This is a genomic window from Pseudoalteromonas sp. PS5 (assembly GCF_004103255.1).
Classification (GTDB): domain Bacteria; phylum Pseudomonadota; class Gammaproteobacteria; order Enterobacterales; family Alteromonadaceae; genus Pseudoalteromonas; species Pseudoalteromonas peptidolytica.
On sequence record NZ_RCSQ01000076.1, the window covers coordinates 1 to 24,488 of the forward strand.

At 43.9% G+C, this 24,488-nt stretch carries 17 protein-coding genes; 9 read left to right on the forward strand and 8 right to left on the reverse strand.

Annotated elements, in window-relative coordinates; translation table 11 throughout:
* Nucleotides 1-403: 403 nt before the first annotated feature.
* The gene (locus tag D9603_RS10405) at nucleotides 404-712 is read left to right on the forward strand and encodes a YebG family protein (RefSeq protein ID WP_125253516.1); all 309 of its coding nucleotides are present in this window, start codon (nucleotides 404-406) and stop codon (nucleotides 710-712) included.
* Nucleotides 713-841: 129 nt separating this feature from the next.
* Here D9603_RS10405 and D9603_RS10410 read toward each other — a convergent pair whose 3' ends face one another.
* The 4 genes from D9603_RS10410 to D9603_RS10425 all read right to left on the reverse strand — a co-directional run bounded on the left by D9603_RS10410 (nucleotide 842) and on the right by D9603_RS10425 (nucleotide 5,044).
* On the reverse strand, nucleotides 842-2,032 hold the full coding sequence (locus D9603_RS10410; protein ID WP_128731256.1) for an amino acid aminotransferase: 1,191 nt from the start codon (nucleotides 2,030-2,032) through the stop codon (nucleotides 842-844).
* Between the two features lie 232 nt (nucleotides 2,033-2,264).
* Entirely contained in the window at nucleotides 2,265-2,930 is a 666-nt protein-coding gene (locus tag D9603_RS10415; RefSeq protein ID WP_128731257.1) for a GAF domain-containing protein, read from the reverse strand.
* A 128-nt stretch (nucleotides 2,931-3,058) separates the two neighbouring features.
* Nucleotides 3,059-4,717: a fused response regulator/phosphatase gene (locus tag D9603_RS10420; RefSeq protein ID WP_128731258.1), complete on the reverse strand. Its 1,659-nt coding sequence runs from the start codon at nucleotides 4,715-4,717 to the stop codon at nucleotides 3,059-3,061.
* A 21-nt stretch (nucleotides 4,718-4,738) separates the two neighbouring features.
* Nucleotides 4,739-5,044 carry an STAS domain-containing protein gene (locus D9603_RS10425; protein WP_128731259.1) on the reverse strand — a complete coding sequence of 102 codons (306 nt, stop codon included), beginning with the start codon at nucleotides 5,042-5,044 and terminating at the stop codon, nucleotides 4,739-4,741.
* A 141-nt stretch (nucleotides 5,045-5,185) separates the two neighbouring features.
* On the opposite strand from D9603_RS10425, the gene D9603_RS10430 reads away from it, so the two are divergent.
* Entirely contained in the window at nucleotides 5,186-5,515 is a 330-nt protein-coding gene (locus tag D9603_RS10430; protein WP_128731260.1) for a stress response translation initiation inhibitor YciH, read from the forward strand.
* A 122-nt stretch (nucleotides 5,516-5,637) separates the two neighbouring features.
* On the opposite strand, the gene D9603_RS10435 is transcribed toward D9603_RS10430, so the two are convergent.
* Entirely contained in the window at nucleotides 5,638-8,601 is a 2,964-nt protein-coding gene (locus tag D9603_RS10435) for an EAL domain-containing protein (protein ID WP_128731261.1), read from the reverse strand.
* Nucleotides 8,602-8,966: 365 nt separating this feature from the next.
* On the opposite strand from D9603_RS10435, the gene D9603_RS10440 reads away from it, so the two are divergent.
* Complete coding sequence (locus tag D9603_RS10440; RefSeq protein WP_128731262.1) at nucleotides 8,967-10,121, forward strand: chorismate mutase; 1,155 nt, start codon at nucleotides 8,967-8,969, stop codon at nucleotides 10,119-10,121.
* Nucleotides 10,122-10,215: 94 nt separating this feature from the next.
* On the opposite strand, the gene D9603_RS10445 is transcribed toward D9603_RS10440, so the two are convergent.
* The 3 genes from D9603_RS10445 to D9603_RS10455 all read right to left on the reverse strand — a co-directional run bounded on the left by D9603_RS10445 (nucleotide 10,216) and on the right by D9603_RS10455 (nucleotide 17,517).
* On the reverse strand, nucleotides 10,216-13,056 hold the full coding sequence (locus D9603_RS10445; protein WP_128731263.1) for a discoidin domain-containing protein: 2,841 nt from the start codon (nucleotides 13,054-13,056) through the stop codon (nucleotides 10,216-10,218).
* A 144-nt stretch (nucleotides 13,057-13,200) separates the two neighbouring features.
* On the reverse strand, nucleotides 13,201-16,185 hold the full coding sequence (locus D9603_RS10450; protein WP_128731264.1) for a TonB-dependent receptor: 2,985 nt from the start codon (nucleotides 16,183-16,185) through the stop codon (nucleotides 13,201-13,203).
* A 600-nt stretch (nucleotides 16,186-16,785) separates the two neighbouring features.
* Entirely contained in the window at nucleotides 16,786-17,517 is a 732-nt protein-coding gene (locus D9603_RS10455) for an AraC family transcriptional regulator (protein ID WP_128731265.1), read from the reverse strand.
* A 157-nt stretch (nucleotides 17,518-17,674) separates the two neighbouring features.
* Here D9603_RS10455 and D9603_RS10460 point away from each other — a divergent pair, with 157 nt between their 5' ends.
* The 6 genes from D9603_RS10460 to D9603_RS10485 all read left to right on the forward strand — a co-directional run bounded on the left by D9603_RS10460 (nucleotide 17,675) and on the right by D9603_RS10485 (nucleotide 24,431).
* A complete protein-coding gene (locus D9603_RS10460; protein WP_128731266.1) occupies nucleotides 17,675-18,835 on the forward strand; it encodes a Gfo/Idh/MocA family oxidoreductase in 1,161 nt (386 codons plus the stop codon).
* A 7-nt stretch (nucleotides 18,836-18,842) separates the two neighbouring features.
* Entirely contained in the window at nucleotides 18,843-19,898 is a 1,056-nt protein-coding gene (locus D9603_RS10465; protein ID WP_128731267.1) for a sugar phosphate isomerase/epimerase, read from the forward strand.
* Nucleotides 19,899-19,912: 14 nt separating this feature from the next.
* Nucleotides 19,913-21,130 (forward strand): MFS transporter, encoded by a 1,218-nt coding sequence (locus tag D9603_RS10470; RefSeq protein ID WP_128731268.1) that lies wholly within the window; start codon nucleotides 19,913-19,915, stop codon nucleotides 21,128-21,130.
* Between the two features lie 171 nt (nucleotides 21,131-21,301).
* A complete protein-coding gene (locus tag D9603_RS10475) occupies nucleotides 21,302-21,997 on the forward strand; it encodes a DUF1080 domain-containing protein (protein WP_128731269.1) in 696 nt (231 codons plus the stop codon).
* Nucleotides 21,997-23,679: a GMC family oxidoreductase gene (locus D9603_RS10480; RefSeq protein WP_225740687.1), complete on the forward strand. Its 1,683-nt coding sequence runs from the start codon at nucleotides 21,997-21,999 to the stop codon at nucleotides 23,677-23,679. Before D9603_RS10475 ends, D9603_RS10480 begins: the two co-directional genes overlap by 1 nt.
* A complete protein-coding gene (locus tag D9603_RS10485) occupies nucleotides 23,679-24,431 on the forward strand; it encodes a gluconate 2-dehydrogenase subunit 3 family protein (protein ID WP_128731270.1) in 753 nt (250 codons plus the stop codon). The genes D9603_RS10480 and D9603_RS10485 overlap by 1 nt, the downstream gene beginning before the upstream one ends.
* Nucleotides 24,432-24,488: the final 57 nt, after the last annotated feature.

Here is a 24,488-nt window from a genome sequence, read left to right on the forward strand (position 1 = left end):
TGTGTTAATGTCTAATACACTGTGGTTTTGTGATTGCACTGTGATGACTTCTGGAGGTTTAGCAACGGTCGACTAGAGTGACCAAGGCCTAGCGCAAGTAAAATGGATAGTGTGATGGTTTTTATCAACATAAATAACACTCCTTGTGTGAAAAGATCCAATCCCTCATTTATCACCTGCATTCTCACTGATGATTAATAAGGCCATATAACTAAAGTCAGTGTTTTATGATTTGTCAAAGCCACTCATTGTTCAATAAATAAAAATTATTGATAACCTCCTGTTTTAATTTAAGTTATTAAAACAAACTAGACTCATCCGAACTTGAAAAATTTTCAAAATAACTTGCGTATTATGGAGTTTAGGATTACTGTATATAAAAACAGTGACAAGGGGAATAACCATGGCAGTTATCATCAAATATGTTGTTGAAAGAAATGGAGTCGAGCGTATGACTTTCACATCTAAAAAAGAGGCTGATGCTTACGATAAAATGTTAGATGTCGCAGAGGCACTAGAAGATATGCTGACTAAGGTAGACGTACCACTAAGTGAACAACAAGTCGAATCCCTAGCACTTGAAATTGCAAAACAAAAAGATGACTTTGTTTCCGTATTAAAAGGTGGCAAGGTATCAACAAAAGCCAGTGCAAAAAGTAAAGTTGAGACTGAAAATCCCTCAGATAAAGTAACTAAAATTAAACAAGCTTAAAAGGATAACATTTAGTCTCCGGTAGCATCTATTCCATGTGAAATTTGCGTAAAGTAAATTCGGTTCATGCAATTCTACACACAAAAAAACCGCAGCAAATTGCGGTTTTTTTATCACGCGTAATAAAGCTTATTTAATTACACTTGCTACAGCATCTGCAAAATAATCGATATTATCTTTGCTTACACCAGCGACGTTAACACGGCTAGAACCTACAATATATATAGCATACTCATTACGAAGCCTGTCGATTTGCTCTTTGTTTATTCCTAGGAATGAGAACATACCATGCTGGCGATCAATAAATGAGAAGTCTTGGTCAACGCCTTTTGCCGCTAAGCTTTCCTTTATCAATGTACGCAAGCCATTGATGCGACCACGCATCTCATCCAACTCATCATGCCACATCTGCGTCAGCTCAGTACTACTTAAAATTGTATTTACAATATCTGCACCATGCGCTGGTGGCATTGAATAGATACTACGTACCACGCTTAGCATTACCGAATTCGACACATCAGCGACATTGCTGTCTTTGGCAATAATAGAGCACGCACCAACTCGCTCACGATACAGACCAAAGTTCTTCGAGCATGAAGAACAGATAATCATTTCATCGACCTGATCAGCAACCGCTCTTAACCCTTGTGCATCGGCCTCCAAACTAGTGCCAAAGCCCTGATAAGCAATATCAATAAGAGGCGTAAAGCCCTGCTCTTTTGCAAGTTCTGCCACAGTTTGCCACTGCTGTTGATTCAGGTCCATACCGCTTGGGTTATGACAACAAGCATGAAGAAGCACTACATCACCTTTGGGCACTTGTTTTAGCGCATTGATCATTTCGTCAAATAGTAGCCCTTTATTTTCATAGTCATAATAAGGGTACTCTTTTACCGTCAAGCCAGCGGCTTCAAATAAGCTAATGTGATTTGCCCAAGTCGGGGTAGTCACCCACACAGTTGCATTAGTATTGCAACGTTTAATAAACTCAGCTGCGACACGTAAAGCACCGGTGCCACCAGGTGCCTGTGCTGTACGTACACGGTTTGCCAACAGCGCGCTATGCTCCCCAAGTAATAAAGACTCTATTTTCTGACAAAAGTCTAAATTACCAGCTAAACCAATGTAGCTTTTCGTTGTTTCGTTTTCTAGACGAAACGCTTCCGCCTTTTTAACCGCTCTGAGAACAGGTGTATTTCCCTGTTCATCTTTATAAACGCCGACACCAAGATCTATTTTTTGTGGGTTGTTATCCTGCTTATAAGCGGCCATCAGGCCTAAAATAGGATCTGTTGGGAGTGGTTTTAGCTCTGAGAACATAGCTTATCTCTTTTATTTTAATTAATTCCAATTCGGATGATTGACATCCGATTCCAATAGCATTGATGGTAACATACAGATTTGTTACCAGTTACCATATTTATCTAGAATTTTATTCATTTTTGTAAACTTGGCCGCACCTAAGCAGAGGCAAGTTTACAGACTAAAATATCAAGTAGTGCTAGTTCTTTTGGGGTTGCTACGCTACCAATTGAATAAAGAAATAGGCTGGTTATTTTGGTAAATACTGTGGGATGCGAATACATGCAGCTGCCAATAACGCGAGTATTTCTTCATCAAAAAAAGCCTCTGTAAATGCTTCAGCATCAATAATACCAATACATTGCTCGTGCTCATTAAATAAAGGCAAACACACCTCAGCTTTAACTTTAGGGTCGCACGTGTAATATTCCCCTCCCCTAGCAACATACGCCGGTATATCGTTAATTACCCGTGCCTTTGCACTTAATACCGTTTGAATATTATTTGACGTTGCTGCAAAAGCCTCTGTTATTGGAAATAATGGTCTGCTCGGCGCACCATGGTAAGCCAGTTTAAGCAGCTGCTTACCCTCTTGAGTTTCCCTAGCTTGATAGATCCCAAACCAGTCTACTGCGCTATGCGCAACCACAGCCGACACTATTGTTTGCAACTTGCTCAACGCATACTCATTAGATTCAACTTTTTCTATATATTCCTGCAATAAAAAAGGCGTGTCTTGTAGGTTGCCAAATAAACTACAACTACCTCCTTCACCAAGCTCTGGGATTTGATAAGACCACACCGCTGAACTTGTGTTTTGCTCAAGGAATGTATCTACTTTGACTAGTTGCTGCTGTAAAAGCTCAGGTTGGACTGATAACCCACTTAAAGAAATATAACGTGACACTTTAGCCATCTAAACATCCAAATTAAAATTAATTCAAGATTAACACGCTGGTGTCACATTGCCAACTCAAAAGTAGTAGTTTTATAGCGGTTTTCAAGCTTCGCTATGAGTATAATAAAAGAGCGTCTGAGTTTGCTTTAAATAGATTCGGAGGTAAGTGAATACACCATTTCTAACTCATTCCCAGCGCTGTTATAGCTGACACTTTGTGCAATTTCCCCCAGCAAACTTACGCCCCGACCATGACTATACTCCTGCTTCACTTGATTACGTGTGCCCGCTTTAAAACCATTTCCGGAGTCACAAATAGAAAAATACAACTTAAGCTCTTCAGGGCTATAACGTACAGAAATAATGATCAATGCTTCTTTCAGCTCTTTTAAAACGCTCTCTCTGAGACAGTAATACTCAAAAAAGCCGTCTTCTTTATTTTTTATTTCTGAATCAAGACCCAATACACCATGATCAAGTGAGTTATTATATGCCTCTGATAGTAGTAAGAAGATATTGGAACGATGTGCTGAAATTCCATCTACTTCGCTTAACAAATCAACCAACTCAAGCACTGGATCGGTTGTTTTCATCTGCTGTGCATCCAAGGAGAGTGATATATTGAATGGAAGGCTTGAATAATGAGATGGGACTGATGCCACAGATTCACTCGCCACACAGTTGATGATTGCAATGCTTAAATCATCTTGCTGCTCCCCACTTCCTGTAAACTCCCTCACTTCAGAAATGATTTGCTCGGTTGAAATAACAGGTCGGCTTGCTAGCAAACGTTTTAGTCTTCTCTCTCCATACATGTCCCCCCTATCAGATTCTGACTCTATGATACCATCCGTTGCCATGACCAAACGTTGTTCAGGGTTTACTTCAAAGTGCAATAAGTTTCGCTCAAATTCCTCTGTGTCCAATATCCCCAATGCCATATGCTGGCTTTCTATTGTTTTAATCAACTTGCCGTTTCTGTCAATAAGATAAAGATCTGGTAACCCACCGATCCAAGCAGAAATACTCTTACCTGAACTACTTAATTCAATGATGGCTGCGGCGCAAAACATATGTCCAGGTAATAATTCATTCAGAGCTGTATTCAATTCAACGGCAATATCACTTACCGCCATCCCTTTTTGAACCATGGTATAAAAGATCCTTGAAGCGGGTAATGCCCCCACTGCCGCAGCAAGTCCATGCCCAGTAAAATCGCCCAGTAGACAATAAAATCCTCCCATCGGACTTTTTGCCATTAAAAACATATCACCGTTAAACATAGAGGCTGGTGATAAATGATACTCGCATATCTCAGGATACGTTATCTGCTGGGCTAGAGCATTACTAAATATATGCTCAACAATTTCATGCTCTCGTTCGATTTGATTGTAGTGATACTCAAGCTGTCGTTTTTGTTCGTTACTTTGTTGACTAAGCCTTCGAGTTCTCGCATGTGCTTTTATTTTCGCCGACAAAATGACTTTATCAAACGGTTTGTGAATGAAATCATCCCCACCTACAGCGAGACACTTTTCAAAACTACTTTGATCTTCCAATGCGGTAATAAAAATGATTGGTAAGTACACATTTCCGGCATGCTGTTTTATTTTTGGCGCGGTTTCAAAGCCATCCATCACTGGCATCAATACATCCAACAAGACAATATCGATGTCATGAAGCGCGAGTATTTTTAGCGCCTCAGAACCATTATGAGCACAAAAAACAGTGTAAAATTGCTGCTCAAGCATTGTCGTGAGAAGTCTGCAATTCAGTATTTGATCATCAACAACCAAGATATTCATGAGGGTTTAATCTTGCTGTGATCAGTCAATATCGAACTTTTTATCAAATCTTGATATTTGAAGGATTTTTTTGAGTTGAGGGCGACAGTTACTTATATGAATACTAGAAACGGAAGTACCGAGTGTTTTCTTCATGTTCAGCAGCATACCCAGTGCAGAGCTATCCATGTAATCAGTTTCACGCAAATCGACCACTACCTTTTCGGTTTGATCGCTGACTTCCGCATAGGCTTGTCGGAACGACTGCACCAGATTAAAGTCAAACTTTCCCCTGATTTGAATTGTTAATGTTTTACCATCAGCAGAAGCATTTTTACTTAAGCTCATCTTTAAGCTCCTAAATTATTTTGATTTGTTTCCCCTCACCAGTTTAAATATAACGCTTAAAAAGCATTTAGCAAAAAATAAAAACATCTAATCTGCTTTTTGTTATCATCTTATAAAAGAACAGCTATAAGGCCAAATTAGATGTCAGAATCTAGACTCGTATACTCGACAGATATAGGTCGTATCGATACAAAAGAACCTAAAAAACAAATACTAGGAAAAGTATTTAAAGATGGTGCCGTACGCATTGAAAGGCAAACAAAAGGCCGAAAAGGTAAAGGCGTCATGTTGGTAGTGGGTATTGATGGTGAGCAGCACGACCTAAAAAAAATAGCTAAAACGCTAAAGTCTAAAATGGGGCAAGGCGGTGCAGTCAAAGAAGGAGTTATTGAAATCCAAGGTGATGATAGAGACAAGCTTAAACAGCTTCTAGAGGGTCAAGGTTTTAAGGTAAAAATCGCGGGCGGTTAATTGTTATAATACATAGATTAAGACTTGTACGGTGTATCGCGTACAAGTCTTATCAAACTAAAAAGCAAAGCAATATGGATACCAATCGCAGTTAGTGAGCGGACCAATACAATCACAATAAACTATATCGTAGGAACGAACTTAAATATATCAGCTTCACAAAGTGGTGGGCTGTAGTAGTAACCCTGCACAATATAGCAATTGTTTTTCGCCAGGAATGCCATTTGAGCTTCGGTTTCCACTCCTTCAGCAATTACCTGTAAATTTAATTTTTGCGCCATTGCAATAATTGCTGCGGTAATTTCCATATCATTAGGATCTTCAGGTATATCTTTTACAAATGAGCGATCTATTTTGAGTATATCTACTGGAAAGCGCTTTATGTAGCTAAGCGAAGAGTAACCGGTACCAAAATCATCAATAGACAACGACACTCCTAATGATTTTATGTGCTTGAGCTGAGCAATTGCTGCTTCGACGTCTCCCATTAACATACTTTCTGTCAACTCAAGGTGCAGCTGCGTTGGTTCTATCTTTGTTTTTTCAATAATATCCGACAACGTTTTAATAAGCTGCGCATCTTTAAACTGCCGCGCTGACAAGTTAATGGATACATTGCCAATTTTACCAGCTGTTTTCAGTCGACGAGAAAAGTGACAGGCTTCTTCCAATACCCAAGCACCAAGCTCAACTATCAGCCCTGTTGCCTCTGCTATTGGAATAAATTTACTAGGAGGGATCGCCCCCTCGATTGGGTGAAACCAGCGGATCAACGCTTCATAGCCCACCACTTCAGTGGTTTCACTGTTTACCTGTGGTTGATAATACAGCGTAAACTGCTTCATTTTTATTGCCGTACGTAATTCGTTTTCGATATATAATCGCTCATTTGCTGCGGCATCTAGATCTTGGCTGTAGAAATGATAGGTATTGCGGCCTTTGGCTTTGGCTTGATACATGGCCAAATCGGCATGTTTTAGGAGTTGCTCTTCTTCTTGGCTATCAAAAGGAGCCATTGTTATGCCAATACTCGCACTGACTATAACCTCGTTATTACCCAATTTGATTGGCTGTGAGAGCGTTTTTTGAATAATATTTGCCACGTCCATGGCTTTTTCTCGTTCATTAATGCCACTGAGCAGTACCGCAAACTCATCACCACCTAACCTTGCAATGGTGTCCTCGGCACGAAGACGTTTTTTCAATCGTGTCGCGACTTCAAGGAGTAGGCGATCCCCAGCATCATGGCCTAAGGTATCATTGATCCGCTTAAACTCGTCTAAGTCAAAGTAAAATAAAGCAAAGGCGTAATGACCGCGCTCTGCAAGCGCCATCGATTTGCGCAGCTGCATTCTGAAGAAGGTACGGTTTGCAAGCCCCGTTAGCGTGTCAAAATATGCAAGCTCCTCCATCTTGCGCTGGCTTTCTTTAACAAACGAGATATCTTGAGCTGAAGCAACATAGCTTGAAATTGCACCGCCCTCTTCACGGATAGGCGAAACACTCAAACTCACCCAAATAGGTGCTTCTCGATTACCAGCAAGCATAGTATCACCGCGCCAATAGTTACGACTGCGCAAATCAATATCAATGTCATCAATTAAAATTGCCATGTCTTTTGAAATAATACTCAAAAGAGGTGAGCCTATAAAATGCAGTTCATCATAGCCTGTCATTTCTTGCATCTTAGGGTTTACATACTCAATTTGAAAATGCTCATTAGTTAAAACCACCCCTGTGCCCGAAAAAGCCACTGCTTTAGATAACCTGTTTGCCGCTTTTTCGGCTATTTCTTTTTCGGTAATACGCTGATTTAGGCCGTTGACAAGTTGTCTGATCTCTACGCTCATATCATTAAAAGAGGCATTAAGCTGACCAATTTCATCGTCAGTGCTTGGCAACGTTGGCATATCCCATTGACCACGACCGAACCCTTTTACCGCTTTAACTAACGCATTGATACGTTTGAGCACCAATTGATATAAAACTTGATGTAATAACAGCGCAACAAAAATCGCGTAAAGAATAAACAAGCCAAAGAACTTCACCTTTAGCTCTTCTATTGCGGAAATAGCAGAAGCACGCTTTTTGTATATACCAATATACCAATCTAAATTGGCAATATGGGTAACGTGCATAATATGCCATTTATCCCTGTGCTTAAATTCATCTTGAATATTAGGTAGCTTGGTAAATAGTGCTGCTTGTACAATTTTGCTTAACCCCTCGGGCAGCTCAGTGTAGTCTTGGAGTTTGCCAGTGATAGCAGTCGTTTGAAGTAAACCAGGCGCAGCTAATAAGCGCCCCTGTTTGTCAAAAACAATAAAATTTTGTTGTTGATCAGAGCGCGGAAGTTTCTCAAGTAGCGTCTCTAATTCAATATCACTTCCAGTTAGACCAATGTAGGTATCATCAAGATAAAGTGGAACCAAAATGCTGATCACCCATTTGTTCCATACTCGATCAAAATAAGCGCCTGACCACACGGCCTCGCGCGTTGGGTTTTGATCTGCATGTAGTATTGGCAAATTATGTAGCTGGTTATTGACTAACCGAGGGTCTTTGGCCAGCAGTGCATTTGGGGGCGCGACTCTCACAAAACCATCTTTTGTAGAAAGATAAAAGTTAAAGAAATCTTGTAACAGTGGCGGCGCGAGTATATTCCAAAGTAATTCCGACTCTGAAAAGAGCTTTTGCATTGCTTGTGAATCATTGCCATCAGTATACAGAGCAGCGGATAAGCCATTTCTTGCAGTGCTTGCAAGGTTATCACCCCGCTTTTCTATATTCGCGGGCGCGCCAGAGAAGTCTTCACTGCTGTAAAGAAGGTGCTTGGCGACAACAGAATTTGCTTGCTCAGCTAAGCTAGACTTTAACTCTAAGTAGCTTGAAAACTGACTGTTAACCTGTGCGCTGAAACGTTTTAGCTCATCATATTCTTCGTAGATTAACTGCTTTTCTTCAGATTTTAGCATCAATGCGGCCGCAAAAACACCAGAGATCAGGCATACTGCCGAGATCAGCATCGATAATTTTACACTTAAGGAGTTCGCACCATATCTGGATGGTGGGCGACGATTACCCACAGGTTAGCCTATCTTCTATTTGTAGTGGTGTATTGCCTGAATATATCAGAATATTTTTCGACTCGCCAATAAGTTACGTTTGATTAACCTATATATAAGTCAAACAGATGAAGTGTCTCTATTGATAGCCTCTAAGAATTTTTTCCACCACATTCAAACTAGTACTTGTGTTTCGTTTTGGTTCTATGTTAATAATGTATTCGATTTCAAAATAAGGTTTGAAAAAATGAATTTCATCACACGCAACACATATTTCTTTTTTGGCTTCTTTAGGTGAAGAGGCTTGACTGTTCGCGAGTGAAAAAGAATAGCTAAGCCTCCCAACATCGGGGGGCTTTTTTTTGGCTAAATGGGAGTGAGGACCTATGACACAAGACACATTAGATGCCCTTAGGCATGACATCAATGAGATAGATTCAGAGTTATTAATACTACTGGCAAAACGCCGCCGCATTAGTCACGGCGTGCTTGAATATAAAATAGCCAACAATAAGCCAATCCGTGATGAAGCGCGTGAGCAAGCGCTGCTAGAGAAATTAATCCGCTATGGTAAATCTCTGGGTCTAGATGCTTTTTACATAAATAGCGTTTTCCAAACCATCTTAGAAGACTCTGTATTAAACCAACAAGCCATGTTGCAAAAGAATTTAAATCCCGATGCTGTAGGTGATACACATCGCGTTGCTTACCTTGGCGGACAAGGGTCTTACAGCCAACTAGCATGCCATAAATATTTTAGCCGTCGTCCCGGCAAGCTTGTGGAAATGGGTTGCCAAAGCTTTGATCAAATCACCGAGCAAGTAGAAAAAGGCCAAGCCGACTTCGGCATTTTACCCATTGAAAATACCAGCTCTGGCAGCATAAACGAAGTATTCGATTTACTACAGCATGCGCAAGTCTCCATTGTGGGCGAAGTAACGCATACCGTGGAACATTGCTTACTAGCACTGCCTGACACAGAGTTACAAGCTATTGAAAAAATCTATGCGCACCCGCAACCTTTTGCCCAGTGCAGCCGTTTCATTCAAGGCCTTGGCGATATTCAGCATGAAACATGCGACTCGACTTCAAGTGCGTTAAAGCATGCGGCTGAGCATCCAAATAGTGCAGCTATCGGCTCAGCTCAAGCAGGAAAAAACATGGGTCTTGAGGTAGTCAAGGCGGGTCTTGCAAATCAAACTGAAAACCATAGTCGTTTTATTGTGGTCGCAAGAAAAGCACTTCAAGTGTCCACTCAAATCCCAACGAAAACTAGTTTAATTATGGCCACCAAACAGCATGTTGGCTCACTTGCTGACGCGCTAATGGTATTTAAACAGCATAATATCAATATGGTTAAGTTAGAGTCACGCCCAGTACCTGGTAACCCTTGGGAAGAAGTTTTTTATGTAGATTTGCTTGCCAATATTGCAGACCCACAAGTCCAAGTGGCACTTGAAGAGTTAAAAGATCATACCCAGTTTGTACGCTTACTGGGCTGCTACCAGAGCGAATCGCTACAAGCTGTGGATGTATTATAATAGATCATACTAAGTCACTCTCATTGAGAAAAATAAAAAGCCAGAGCGCAAATTGCATTCTGGCTTTTTTGGTTGAGATTTATTTAACCTTAGGCTAGTCGCCGCTAAGACCTAGGAGCTCAATTTCTGAGATCTGTACTAAGCCATCGTTATTCGCATTTTTGCTAATGTTTAGACGATAACTGCGATAGGCAAAAGCATTGGAGAAAGTAAACACTCTTCGTTGTAAGCGTTCATCCCAGCGCTCACCTACCCAAACCGCGACTTCTGTCCACGTCTGACCACCATCAATAGATCCCAGTAGCTGAAAGTTTTCGGGATCGCGTTCTGGCGCATCATTGGCACTGGTGATAGCCAAACCATTCACAATCTGTGACGCAGTAAAATCAGCTTGGATCCAAGATGGTGATCCCTCTGTTGGCGGGCCTTGCCATTCATTGTGATCTAGCCATTTTGTCTCGGTATCATTATCAAACGCTTTTTGTTCACTTTCCGCATCTCCAATACGATTACGCGCGGTAAAGCTTGTTCCAGCCAAGCCAGACAAGTCTTCAAGTGCATACTGAGGTCCAGCGAGTTCAATTTCAGCTATTTGCACTAACCCATCATTATTCGCATTTTTACTGATAGACAAGCGATAATGTGTGTAAGCCAAGCCATTAGCAAACGCAAAGGCTCGACGTTCAAAACGCGATTCAAACGGCTCCCCTACCCAAGTATTTAATAATTGCCATACTTCCCCATCGTGAGATGCCAAAAGTTGGAAGTTTTCAGGGTCACGCTCCGGCGCATCATTGGCGCTGGTAATGTACAAAGTATTTACCGCTTGCGCTTGTGGTAAGCTTACTTGAACCCAAGCTGGATCTTCAGCAGTGGGAGGCCCCAGCCAATCGTTGTGATCGAGCCACTTAGTCTCAACATTTTTATCAAAGGCTTGCGCTGCGCTCTCTGAATCGCTAATACTAAAACGCGCCGTGTAACTCGCACCTTGAACTTGTGCATGATCTAATCCAGAGATTTCTGGGCCGATTAATTCAATCTCAGCAAGCTGCATCAAACCATCATTATTTTTGTTCTTGGTTATCTCAAGGCGATAGCTTTGATATGGCAATTGATTCGCTACCGCAAAGCTTTGGCGCTCTCCTCTTGCTTCAAAAGATTCACCAACCCAATTACTCAACTGCTGCCATGTAACTCCGTTATCGTTAGAGCCAAATAAAGCAAAGTTCTCAGGATCTCGCTCAGGAGCATCATTGGCGCTCGTTATCGCAAGCTGATTAACTGCCACCGCCTCATTAAAATCTACTTGGATCCATGAAGGCGCTTCGACAGTAGGTGGGCCTTGCCAGTCATTATGATCCAGCCACTTAGTGGTTGGGTCGTTATCAAATGCCTTATCTTGGTTTTCTGCCTCACCGATACTGTTGCTTGCCGTGACCGCAAACGTCTCAGTATCCGTATGGTCAACGCTCGGATAAACCGGCCCAACAAATTGAATTTCTCCAATTTGCAGTAAACCATCGTTATTTTTGTTTTTTGTCACTGCAATTCGGTAGCTGGTATATTTTTGCGCATTACCAAATACAAAGCTTTGACGTTCAAAGCGCGCTTCAAACGACGCCCCAACCACATTGCCCAAATTAACCCAACTCGCGCCCTCATCGTTTGAAGCTAATAACGAGAAGTTTTCTGGATCTCGCTCTGGGGCATCGTTAGCACTGGTAATGTAAACACCACTAATTGCTTGTTGAGTGGGAAAATCCACTTGGATCCAAGATGGTGCTTCCTCTGTCGGTGGCCCCTGCCAATCATTGTGGTCAAGCCATTTAGTTTGCGGATCGCCATCAAATGCCTTGTTTGCACTCTCGGCGTCACTAATCGCATTTCTTGCTGTAATAGTGGCACCTGATGTCACGACTTGCAGCATGGGTCCGGTGGATACCGGCTCATCAAATAGTGGTAGTGCTAAGTCCATAATACTATCGGCACTAAGACCTAGCTGCGTCGTTAATGGGTGAGCTTGCAGCGCGTTGTAGATTGGCAATCGAAGCGCTTCAAGTGCAGCTTCATCGCCGCCAAGTGCAGCGCTAAGATTGCTAGCAGAGTCGCTTAAGATACCTTGTAAGGAGCCTTGCTCGTCAAACTGTGCAAATGCAGCATTGAATAGGGAAAGCTTTCGCACACTCTCGGAAACATACGTCATCTCGCAACTTTGCTCACCAGAGTCAGAGGTTGTGCACGTTTCCCCTAATTCAAAATTCGTTAATTGGTCAGCGCTAACCACAGGTAACTCAAAAACATTAGTGTTCCCTGTTTGCCAGCCAAGAGCCCGAAGCAATAACGCAGACATCTGGGCTTTTGCCAGTGCCATTAATTCAGGAGTGGAGACATTACGCCCCTCGGCAATCTGCTGCTCCACCAGCATGGTTGCTAGTGTCGTCAAGGCGTTGATTTGTAAGGTAGCATCAGCACTACCATCGGCATTTGAACCAAACGGCACGGCAACATGACTTAGAGTAGCCAAAGTCACACCAGAAATGTAATCGCCACTTACCTGCTCACCAATTCCTACTGAGCCACAGCGACTCGCGTCGCAGCGCATCTGCGAGCCTTCGCTCGTTGTGGCGGTCACTTTAATAGTAGAATTAATACCAAACCCAGCTTTACCAGCCAGTTCTATAAACCATTCCCCCGTTTGACTGGTTGCCGAGTTCTCATCCATCATCATGCTAGAGCCATTGAGCGCCGTCACCGAAATGCGGGCTTGACTCAACGCGCCTTTTATCACTGAACCTGATACTTCTGCCGTCGTCACAGCGGGGGTTACTGGCACTTTTTCAACTTTTGGATCATCGCTCCCGCCGCCACATGCAGCCAATAAACTGCTAACGGCAATGAGCGGGATCGCATTTCTTATTTTATTTAACGTGTTCATATTTATCCCTTCTTACATATCAACCAACTCGTGTGAATAGGTTGATATAAACGCACCACAAGCAGGTGATAAGCCGTGATATTGTTTCTCGTTGTACTGACACGACTTCACCCGGTTTGCATTACTTTATGGTTATCGCCAAAGTTAAAATCGGTAGGTGATCCCGGCATAGTAGCGCTGCCCGGTGTAGCTGCTGCTGCGCAATCTCGCTTTAGAATCTTCACCATAAAAGGTTCTCGGTTCTTCTTTGGTTAGGTTGATCACAGACGCGGTTAGGATCAGGTTTTCCATCAAGTTATAAGAAGCGTTCACATCAACTTGTTGATATGGTTCCTGATATACAGTGAGCCCGTCGGCAAGCCCCAAAGCGGTCTCTCCTCGGCGGTTATATGATGCTCTGACACTGAAAGTGTCATTCTCGTAATAGACGGAGAAGTTAAATTGATTATCTGCACTACCGACAAGTGCAGACTCACCGACCTTTTCACCGTCTACGCTAATGTCTGCCTGATTGGTATCGTTTAGGGTGTAGTTAACGTTGAGACCAAAGCCATTATCGAATGCATGTTGTGCAAACAGCTCTACTCCCCGAGAGGTTGCGTTTGTACCATTGGCGGTGGTGGTAAACGGCGTGACGGTAATATCACCCGGCGGCACAATTTCAACACCGGTAAAAGGGTTATTAAAGCCCTCAAACGGCCTTACTGAGGTAATGATCAAGGGCACGATAAAGTTATCTACGTCTTTGTTGAATACCGCAATGCCAACCGCAGATCCTTCGCCATAATAATACTCCGCAGATAAATCCATCTGTACAGATTCAAATGGTTTTAGGGCCTTGTTACCCCCTGAACCACGCCATCCAGGCTCCACAGGGTTGCCTCTAAACTCGAGCCTGTCGTCTGCCCATTCTTGAGAGATAAAGGTTAACTGCTCAGGGGCCCCCATGTCGTTGAACGGGGCTCGAGACATCGTTTTGGCGATAGCACCTCGTATAACAAGATTGTCGCTGGCATCCCAGACAATATTGAAGCTAGGTAAAAGTTGCGAGTCGGTTACGGTACGCACGGTGGTGGTTTCAACGTCAATAAGGCGCTCATCACCTAAGATATCTTCTTCGGTGACATCATCAATGTCATCTAAAAAGTAGTTAATTTTATCCGATGACATAATCTGCGTTTCAGTCTCGACATAGCGTACCCCGATGTTTCCTCTAAAATCTCCAAAAGAAAAACCGGCTTGTAGATAGGCGGCCATGATCTCTTCTTCTATGTCGAACACAAAATCAGGCTCACGGCGCGTGTGCTTAACATATTCACTGGTCACGATTTCGCGGTATCTATCCCAATTGATCGTGGGCATGGTATTTACTTCAAAACCGCCTGGGATATTTTGTTCAGACGTTGTATTCAAAATATCTTCCAGTTTTGGCATACCATCAATCCACTGGTAAGACACCTCATCAATGGCACCTTGACTGAATGGATCAAGCTCGCCACTGGCAATTCTGTCAGCCCCATCTTGAGTGATGAAGAAGGTGTTGTTGGTTTCGCGATGCAGTGTCGCTTTACGATATTTAGCACCAACACGCAGCGTATCAACGATGCCGTACCCGACGCGATAATCAAGGTCTAACTGGGCATAGTCCTCTTCTAAGTCACTGACGACAAAGCTTGAACCTGTCGAACCCGGGTCGGGATCGCCGGCAATACCAGCCTGAAGGTTAGACAGCAAAGCGGGATCGGCGTACAGCGACACTCTGTCGCCTAATCGCCACCCAGCAAATGAAGCGGCGTTTTCAACCTGTCCAGAATCGCTGCGACTCGCAGGTTGGCCGCTTTTATACGCCGCGCTCCAAGATTCTGAAGGGCCTCCGCTGGCTTCAGTGTGACCAAATTTACCACGTAAATCATATAAATCACCGGCATATTCAAAAGCGAAGTCGTAGGTATCCGAGGTGTCTTTTTCTACCGTGTAACTACCAATGATCCAAGGAAATTCAAGATTCCCTTCAGTGCCACCAGCGCCACTGGTGAAGTCCATGCCAGTCACAACCATACCGGTTTCGTCTAGGGTAATACCGGTAAGGTAATCTGGGCTGTACTTCCACTCTGGGATCCACATTTGTGACGTGGTGCGATTTTGCCCAAGCTCAAAATGAAAATGATTGAATGTTAAAGATAAATCGTCTACTGGACGCCATTGAATGGTGGCTTGTAACCCCTGACGTTCACGTTTTTCTTTGGTTACCCCAACACCTGCAACTTGCGGTGCCCAAACACCATCATAAACGTTACCATAAGCATCTTCTAACGCTGCAAATCGACGTGTACTATCAGCAATCACATTGCCCGCCGTGTCCGTTGCTGGCAATTCTGAACTTGTTGCCCAACGCCAACCGCCACCGCCCGACATATCACCGCCTAAAGACCGGTTGGTGCGGTCTTGATTGGTATAACCAACTAGCAAGCCAAAGGTTTCTTCTTCGTTCTTCCAAGAATAAACGCCGCTAAAATTAGGCTCGTACTCTTCAGTCACATCAGCGTAGGTATATTCAACATTTAACGCCCCAGAATTTGCCTCCATATCCAGTGGTTTACGGCTGTGTAGAATAACTGTGCCGCCGACCCCACCTTCATCTAAACGCGCCTCAGAAGACTTAAACACTTCAACCGATTGCACCATGGTAGACGGCAACAAAGAGTAACTAAAAGAGCGCGACGGCGAGCCCGGAGAAGAAGCAATAAAATTGCCGTTTAACTGCGTAAAAGTAAGATCAGAGGAAAGGCCACGAATACTGACGTTTTCCCCTTCCCCGCCACTACGAGAAATCACCACACCGGGTACACGTTGCAGTGAATCCGCCACATTTTTATCGGGAAACTTGCCAATATCTTCTGCTGTAATGGCATCCACAATCGCGTTTGATAAACGCTTAATCGCCAAGTTTTCAGCCATAGATGCGCGGATCCCGCGCACCTCAATCGTTTCGATTTCCTGTGCCTGCTCTGTTTCGGCTTCTTCAGCCATTGCCCAGTTAGTCGCTGATAATATCGCAAGAGCGAGTACAGACTTGCTAAATTGCCGTGAATTTCCTGCTGCATGGCTTCTGTTATTATTATTGGCCATTACTATCTCCAAATTTTTATTTTTATAAAATCATGCGTCCCTTGCTGCTCCATGACGGATGATCTTATGACAACCCTTTTTGGCTTCCTTAAAGGGGGGCAACCAATTGTAATACTCGTTCAGCATAGTGAGTGCATTAACAAAAGTGATAATAGAATATCGGTTTGGAATAAAACAAAATCGGCGTAAAGGTTAAAAAAGATGCAAACCTTCATACGCTTCATTACCGAAGAAGTATGCGCTATATTCACAAAATATGACGATATTGGATAGTTTTGTATCAGGATGGGAATAGATAACCGCAAGAAAAAAAAGAAGAAATAAAAGACTCCTGAACTTCACTTGCCCAACTAAAATATTTAATTCCAATAAATCAACCAAAAAGAATAAAATGATTCTGGTAAAAATGGTACGTATGCCAACTTTGGGTTCTACTAGTCTGTAAAAGCTGATCACTCAAAAAAGAGATAAAGTGCAGTAACCACTAAATAGCCTGAAGTGCTAATAACAAACCTATTAACGCTTATTGTAAACAACAATGGTTTACGCCCCAAAAACCACGTTCTGCACTAAATCTAACGCTGCTGGCGCTGCAACTCCCTAGTCGACTGATGCTAATTTTTTGCGTAGCTGTGAAGGAATATCACCAAATAATCGACGAAATTGCTTACTAAAATAACTAGGCTCTGAAAAACCACATTGATAGGCAACCTGCGACACAGGTAAACGGGTTTCAACTAATAGCTTTCTGGCATTTTCTAATCTGACTTCATTAATAAACTGGTTTGGGGTTTTTGCTAGGTGCTTTTTAAACCTACGCTCTAGTGCGCTCACGGAGAGGTGAGCTACGTCTGCTAATTCTTCGATACAGATATGACGATGATAATTGGTGCGAATAAATTCAACAGGAGCTTCGATTGCTCTAACATGAGAGAGCGCCTTTGACGTTTTTTCAAGATGCCGAGTGACACCATATGTACCCAAAGTCTTACCATTTTCATCTAATAGCACATGTTTAGATGTAGAAAACCATGCCAAATCACCGCTACTCGTTTGATTTAACTCTAGTCTATCTGTCACTATGTACCCTTCCATCACCCGCTTATCATCATTTACATATTGAAATGCCAAATGTGGTGGCGAGAAGTCGAAATCGGTTTTGTACAATATTTGTTCTAATGCTTTATAACCTTGGTGCTCAACAAACTGTTGATTCGCGTGCACTATCCTACTGTCTGTATCTTTCACCCAAAAAAGAATATCTGGGATCAAATCAAACGCCGCTATTAGTTGATTGACCCCAGCTTGAGTCAAAATGCTTTGCTCTATCACACCCTTTCCCATCTTAACAAAATGAACTAAACCAATTTATTTAAACGCCGATTTTGTTGCATTGTCAACCGAATTTTTATTACCGCTAAGGTATGGCACTTCCCTATTATCAATAGCATCAGATCAACTCACCTTGATAACTCGATGGAGCTAAACAATGGATAATTGCAAAATCCGTATGGCCATGGTTGGTGGTGGTGAAGGTGCTTTTATAGGCGCTGTACACCGAATTGCAGCACGTTTGGACGGCCAGATAGAATTAGTAGCAGGCGCTTTTAGCTCAGATCCACAGAAAAGTATAACAATGGGTAAACAGCTAGGGTTAGCACCAACACGTTGCTATGATGACTACCACATGTTATTGCAATCTGAAGCTGCGCTTCCTGAGTCTGAACGCATTCATTTTGTCGCTATTGTGACACCAAATCACCTGCATTTTCCGATAGCGGCAAAAGCTATCGAGTATGGCTTTCATGTATTAAGCGACAAGCCTGCAACGCTGAATTTGTCCGAAGCATTACAACTACAAACCTTATTACAACAGACAAATTGCCTGTATGGGTTGACTCATACCTATACAGGTTACCCCATGGTGAAAGAGGCACGCCACCGTATTGCCACAGGAGAACTTGGTAATATTCGTAAAGTCGTTGTTGAATACAGTCAAGGATGGCTTGCAAGTGAAGATGACGAGCAAAGTAAACAAGCAAGTTGGCGCTTAGATGCGAGTCAATCTGGGATCAGCTGCTGTATGGGTGATATTGGCGTACATGCAGCCAACCTCGCCGAATATGTAAGTGGCTTAACTATCACTTCTCTTTGTGCCGATTTAAACACCGTTGTTTGTGGGCGCCAGCTAGATGATGACGGCACGGTATTATTACGTTTTGATAATGGTGCAAAAGGCGTGCTACTAGCAAGTCAAATAGCACTTGGTGAGGAAAATAATCTCACGTTAAAAATCTATGGCGACAAAGCCAGTATCGAGTGGTCACAAATGGAGCCTAATAGCCTCTGGCTACGCATGAAAGATGCACCGGCTCAGTTACTCCGTACAGGAGCCGGCACGCTTTGCCACGCCGCGACCAATGCGACCCGTGTGCCAGCAGGTCACCCTGAAGGCTATCTAGAGGCCTTTGCCAATATTTATCTTAATTTTGCCATGCTTATTCAAGCGCGCCAGCAACAACCGGATGTCCAGCCAGAAGACTTTGACGTACCGAGTATTCAAGCGGCAGTTCGCGGTATGGCATTTATAGAAAACGCAGTTGCTGCCAGTGCAAAAGAAACCAAGTGGCACCCTTTTAACATCGGATAAAATACACATGAAACAAATCAAAGGACCGGCAATTTTTCTCGCGCAGTTTGCTTCTGAGCAAGCACCATTCAACGACTTTAGTAGTATTTGTCAATGGGCAAGCCAATTAGGTTACAAAGGGATCCAACTACCTAGCTGGGAGGCGCGATTATTTGATTTAAGAAAAGCCGCTGAAAGCCAGGATTATTGCGATGAAATTACTGGCATTGCCAATGAGTATGGCCTTACTATTTCTGAGCTATCTACACACTTGCAAGGTCAGTTGGTTGCCGTACACCCAGCATATGACCAGATGTTTGATGGGTTTGCACCAAAAGAGGTGCATGGTAAAGCACAAGCAAGAACACAATGGGCTGTTGATCAATTACTGCTTGCAGCCAGTGCGAGTGAAAAGCTAGGGCTAACCGCTCATGCCACTTTCTCAGGCGCGCTGCTTTGGCATACTGTTTACCCTTGGCCGCAAAGGCCCAGTGGACTTGTTGAGCAAGGCTTTGAGGAGTTGGCTAAACGTTGGCTGCCTATTTTGAACCGTTTCGATGAGGTAGGTGTAGATGTGTGCTACGAGCTTCATCCCGGTGAAGATTTGCATGACGGGGTCACCTTTGAGCGCTTTTTAGCAGCGACCAATCACCACCCCCGAGCCAATATTCTTTATGATCCGAGCCACTTTGTTTTACAGCAATTGGATTATTTAGCATTTATCGACATCTATCATGAGCGAATAAAAGCATTTCATGTAAAAGATGCCGAATTTATCCCCAACGGCCGCTGCGGTGTATACGGCGGATACCAAGGATGGCAACAACGGCCAGGACGGTTTCGTTCATTAGGTGACGGACAGGTCGATTTTAAAAAAATATTCAGCAAGTTAACACAGTACGGTTTTGATGGCTGGGCGGTGTTGGAATGGGAGTGCTGCATTAAACATCCCGAAGATGGCGCCAAAGAAGGGGCTGAATTTATTAAACAAAACCTGATCAGACCCACAGAGACAGCCTTCGATGACTTCGCAGGCAGTAGTACAGACACCGAGCGCAATAAGCAAATACTCGGTTTAATATAAACAGGACAGCGACCATGAAAAATAACAATTATAATCGTATCGTCTTCCATCTTTGTTGCCTAGCATTGGTTGTGACGTCAATGACATTTGCGATCCGAGCGGGTATTTTAGGACAGCTAGGCGGACAATTTGGCCTTTCCGACACGGAGCTGGGCTGGGTAAACGCGATGGCATTTCTAGGCTTCCCTGTAGCAACCATGCTCGGTGGTGCTATTTACAACGCCATCGGTGCTAAAAAGCTTATCGCTTTAGCCTTTTTTTGCCACTTTGCAGGGTTGGTTTTGACCATTACCGCAGATGGTTTTTGGCTTTTGCTCATCTCGACCTTTTTGATTGGCTTTGCCAATGGCTCTGTAGAAGCTGGCTGCAACCCACTGATCGCTGAAATGTACCCCAAAAATACAACCACCATGCTTAACCGTTTCCACGTTTGGTTCCCAGGCGGCATAGTGATTGGTGCTCTGGCATCGAGTGCCATGACGACATTGGGCTTTAATTGGCAGTGGCAAGTTGCTTTGATATTAATTCCAACGCTGATTTACGGTGCGATGATGATCAAATCACAATTTCCGGAATTTGATCGCACAGATCATTCTACCACCAGCAACCTTAAACACCTGTTCTCGCCATTATATCTATTTTTAATCTGCTGTATGACCTTAACAGCAACAACCGAGCTTGGTACACAACAGTGGATTGAGCGTATTTTAGGGGCTTCTGGCGCATCTCCAATGATGATCCTTGCACTTATCACAGGACTTATGGCATTGGGCAGATTTTTTGCAGGGCCCATTGTCCACCGCTTTAACCCAACGGGCGTACTGCTCGGCTCTGCTGTATTAGCAACGGCTGGTATTTTTATGATGAGTCAAGTGCACGGAGCAGCCGTTTACCTAGCCGCCATCTTATTTGCTTTGGGTGTCACGTATTTTTGGCCAACGATGCTGGGCTGTGTTGCAGAGTACACACCAAAAACGGGGGCTCTGGGCATGTCTTTGATGGGGGGCGCTGGTATGTTTGCCGTTAGCATGTGGAATCCTGTAATTGGCAGTTGGATTGATTCAGCAAGGCGTGAGGCGCAAGCCGCAGAATTAACGTCACAGCAATCTGAACTTATTGCCGGTCAAGCAGTGCTTGAAAACATCCTGTTATTTCCAGCGATTCTAATTGTGGCTTTTATCGGCCTTTATCTTTATATCAATAAAAATAAGCGCGTAGAGAAATACGCGTAATACCAATTCGCTTAATTAAGCTTGCTATTTTGAGGTGGAAAAGTCTTGCCGATAACAAGGCGAAAATTGTTCAAGCAGCCTGCGTTAGGTTTGCGCCTTCAAATTGAGCAAGTATTAAGACTAATTGGTACAAGTAGCAACAAGTAAAAAGTGAACAAACGAGGTTCCATTATGCTCAACTCTATAAAAATGCTCACGCTGGCGTTGACTGTTAGTTGTACCGCTTGTGCGAGTACCACTGATAATCAATTGAGCCAACAAGAGCAACAAGCGGGATGGCAATTGTTATTCGATGGCAAAGACATGTCTCATTGGCGTAACTTTAAACGCGACACTCTTGACCCAAAATGGCAAGTGAAAGACGGGGCAATGACGTTAACGCAAGGGGGCGGCGGCGACATTCTAACCAAAGAAATATATCGTAATTTTGAGTTACAGCTCGAATGGAAAGTGTCAAGAAAAGGCAATAGTGGGATCTTTGTGCTGGTCGATGAAACAGGCAGTGCAATTTATTCACGAGCACCTGAAATCCAGGTTTTAGACAACGAAGAGCACCCTGATAACAAAATCGACTCTCATCTGTCTGGCTCTATCTTTGACTTGATTGCCGCACCAAGTACGGCACATAAGCCTGCTGAAACCTGGAATCAAGTACGTATCAAAATGCTAGATAATCACCTCCAAGTATGGCAGAACGGAGTAAGTACCACCAGTGTGGTGATAGGTAGCAGCACATGGAATACCCTAGTCAAAGGCAGCAAGTTCGCGACATGGAAAGGATTCGCTGAAGGCAAAAAAGGCCATATCGGCCTGCAAGACCATGGTGACCAAGTTTGGTTTAAAAATATCAAGATCAGGGAGCTGTAATGATGGCGGAATTTAACCATAAAGTACTCGTCGTTGGCTCCGGTGCAGGTGGTGCAATGGCTGCATACACCCTGGCTAAGCTTGGACATAAGGTGTTGATGTTAGAGGCCGGTAGAAATTACGATCCAAAGAAAGAAACCCCCATGTTCCGTCGCAATAGCGAAGCACCTTTGATGGGAGCAGGTAACAAAGATAAAAACTTTGGCTTTTACGATGCAACCATTGATGGTGGCTGGCAAGTGCCTGACGAACCCTATACACACGCTGAAAATACCGACTTCTATTGGTGGCGAGCCCGTATGCTTGGTGGCCGAACTAACCATTGGGGGCGCTATTCGCTGCGCTTTAGTGAACATGATTTCAAGGGGAAAAGTCGTGACGGTCACGGGGCTGATTGGCCATTCGAATACCAAGATATTGCACCTTGGTATGATAAAACCGAGGAAATAGTTGGAGTCTGTGGCACGAACACTGGGCTTGATGATATGCCCCCCTCTGCTCCGGGGATCTTGCAGCCACCGCCCAAACCAAGAGTACCCGAGCTGCTTGTTGCCGCTGCGGCTAAAAAATTAGGGATCCCAGCTGTGCCCATGCACCGCGCAGTGCTTACCCGTAGTAAAGGCGATCGCTCAGCTTGCTTTTATGCGACGCCATGTGGCCATGGCTGCTCTATTGGCGCGGCTTTTCAAACCACCACTTCACTAATTCCGATGGCAAAAGCTACGGGCAACCTTGAGGTGATCACCGACGCCATGGTGAAATCAGTGACTACGGATGAAGAAGGTAAGGTTACCGGCATCACTTATGTCGATAAAAAGTCTGCACAAGAGCACGCTCTTAACGCCGACGTTGTCATACTCGCTGCCAGTGCTTGTGAATCTGCACGTATTTTATTGAACTCAAAACATACTAAACACCCTAATGGATTAGCCAACTCTAGCGGCCACGTTGGACGGAATCTGATGGACTCTACAGGTGCTTGGCTTGGTGCGCAAATACCCGCGTTAAAAGGCCGCCCTCGTTATAACGAAGATGGCCATACCGCCAACCACCTATTTATTCCTTGGTGGGGCCACAAAGCACAAGAAAAAGGTGAGTTAGCCTTCCCTCGAGGCTACCATTTTGAAATTAGCAGTGGCTTTAGGGAACCGGGCTCTGGCGTTTCAGGCGACAAGCAAGGTTATGGCCCCGAGCTAAAGCAGCAAGTACGCGACGCGTATGGCTCTTATGTTGGATTTGCACTACGCGGAGAAATGCTACCTAACCCAGATTCTTACATGGAAATTGACGAGAGTGTCAAAGACAAATGGGGGATCCCAGTTGCCAAATTCCATTTCAAATGGTCTGACAGAGAGCTAAAGCAAATTGAACACGGCCTTATAACCGCAAAGCAAATCCTTGAAACCATGGGCGCCAAGGTCGGCGAACTACCTCCTGCGGAAAAGGCTATTTCAAAAGGGGGTGAGATCATTCATGAAGTCGGCACCACAAGAATGGGCAGTTCACCCAAAGATTCCGTCACCAACCAATGGGGCCAAACTTGGGACTGTAACAACCTATTTGTAATGGACGCAGGGGTCTTTGCTTCAAACCCGCATAAGAACTGCACCTTAACCATTATGACTTTGGCGATGCGAAACTCGACTTGGCTGGCTGAACAGATTGATAAAGGAGTGCTGTGATGAATACACCTGATAACCTTAACCCTTACAGATATGTTTCAGGTATGACGCGCCGCGAGTCATTAAAATGGTTAGGCTTGCTTGCAGCAGGCTCAGCGCTCACCGTGACCGCAGGTTGTAGTAAAGTGGTAGAAGAGACGATTACGCCAAATGCTGGACACTGGCCCGATGTTGATATTAAACCCGTAACTGCTAAAGGATATGGTACAGATCCCAACATGGTGATCCCACCAGAATCACCATGGCCATTAACCTTAACCGAAGCACAACTTACCTTAGTGGCTGTCCTTGCGGATTGGATTGTGCCAAAAGAAGAGAGCCATCCGTCTGCCTCTGAAGTACAAGTGCCAAGTGTTATTGATGAATGGGTAAGCGCGCCATACCATGGCCAGCAAAAAGACCGAGTAACAATATTGCACGCATTAGCTTGGATTGATGATGAATCACACTTACGCTTTCAGCAGCAGTTTGTCGCGCTTGCAACCGCTCAGCAGCAAGCAATAATTGATGACATTGCGTATTTTGATAAACACACGCCAGAGCAATTTCAACGAATTGGTAAAGCTTTTTTGCGCTTCAAGGATCTCGTCCTCGGCGCTTATTTCTGTACACCAGAGGGCTGTAAGGATATTGGTTACCTTGGAAACGTGCCGATTGCAGGCGATTACCCCGGGCCGACTGCCGAAGCCAAAGCACATCTAGATGGCGTACTGGCTGAGCTTGGACTGAGCCAGTATGCGTACCGTGACTAACCCTTGAGTCATTTTGTTATGACGAATCGAAGCAGAGTTTATACCAATTTGCTTAAT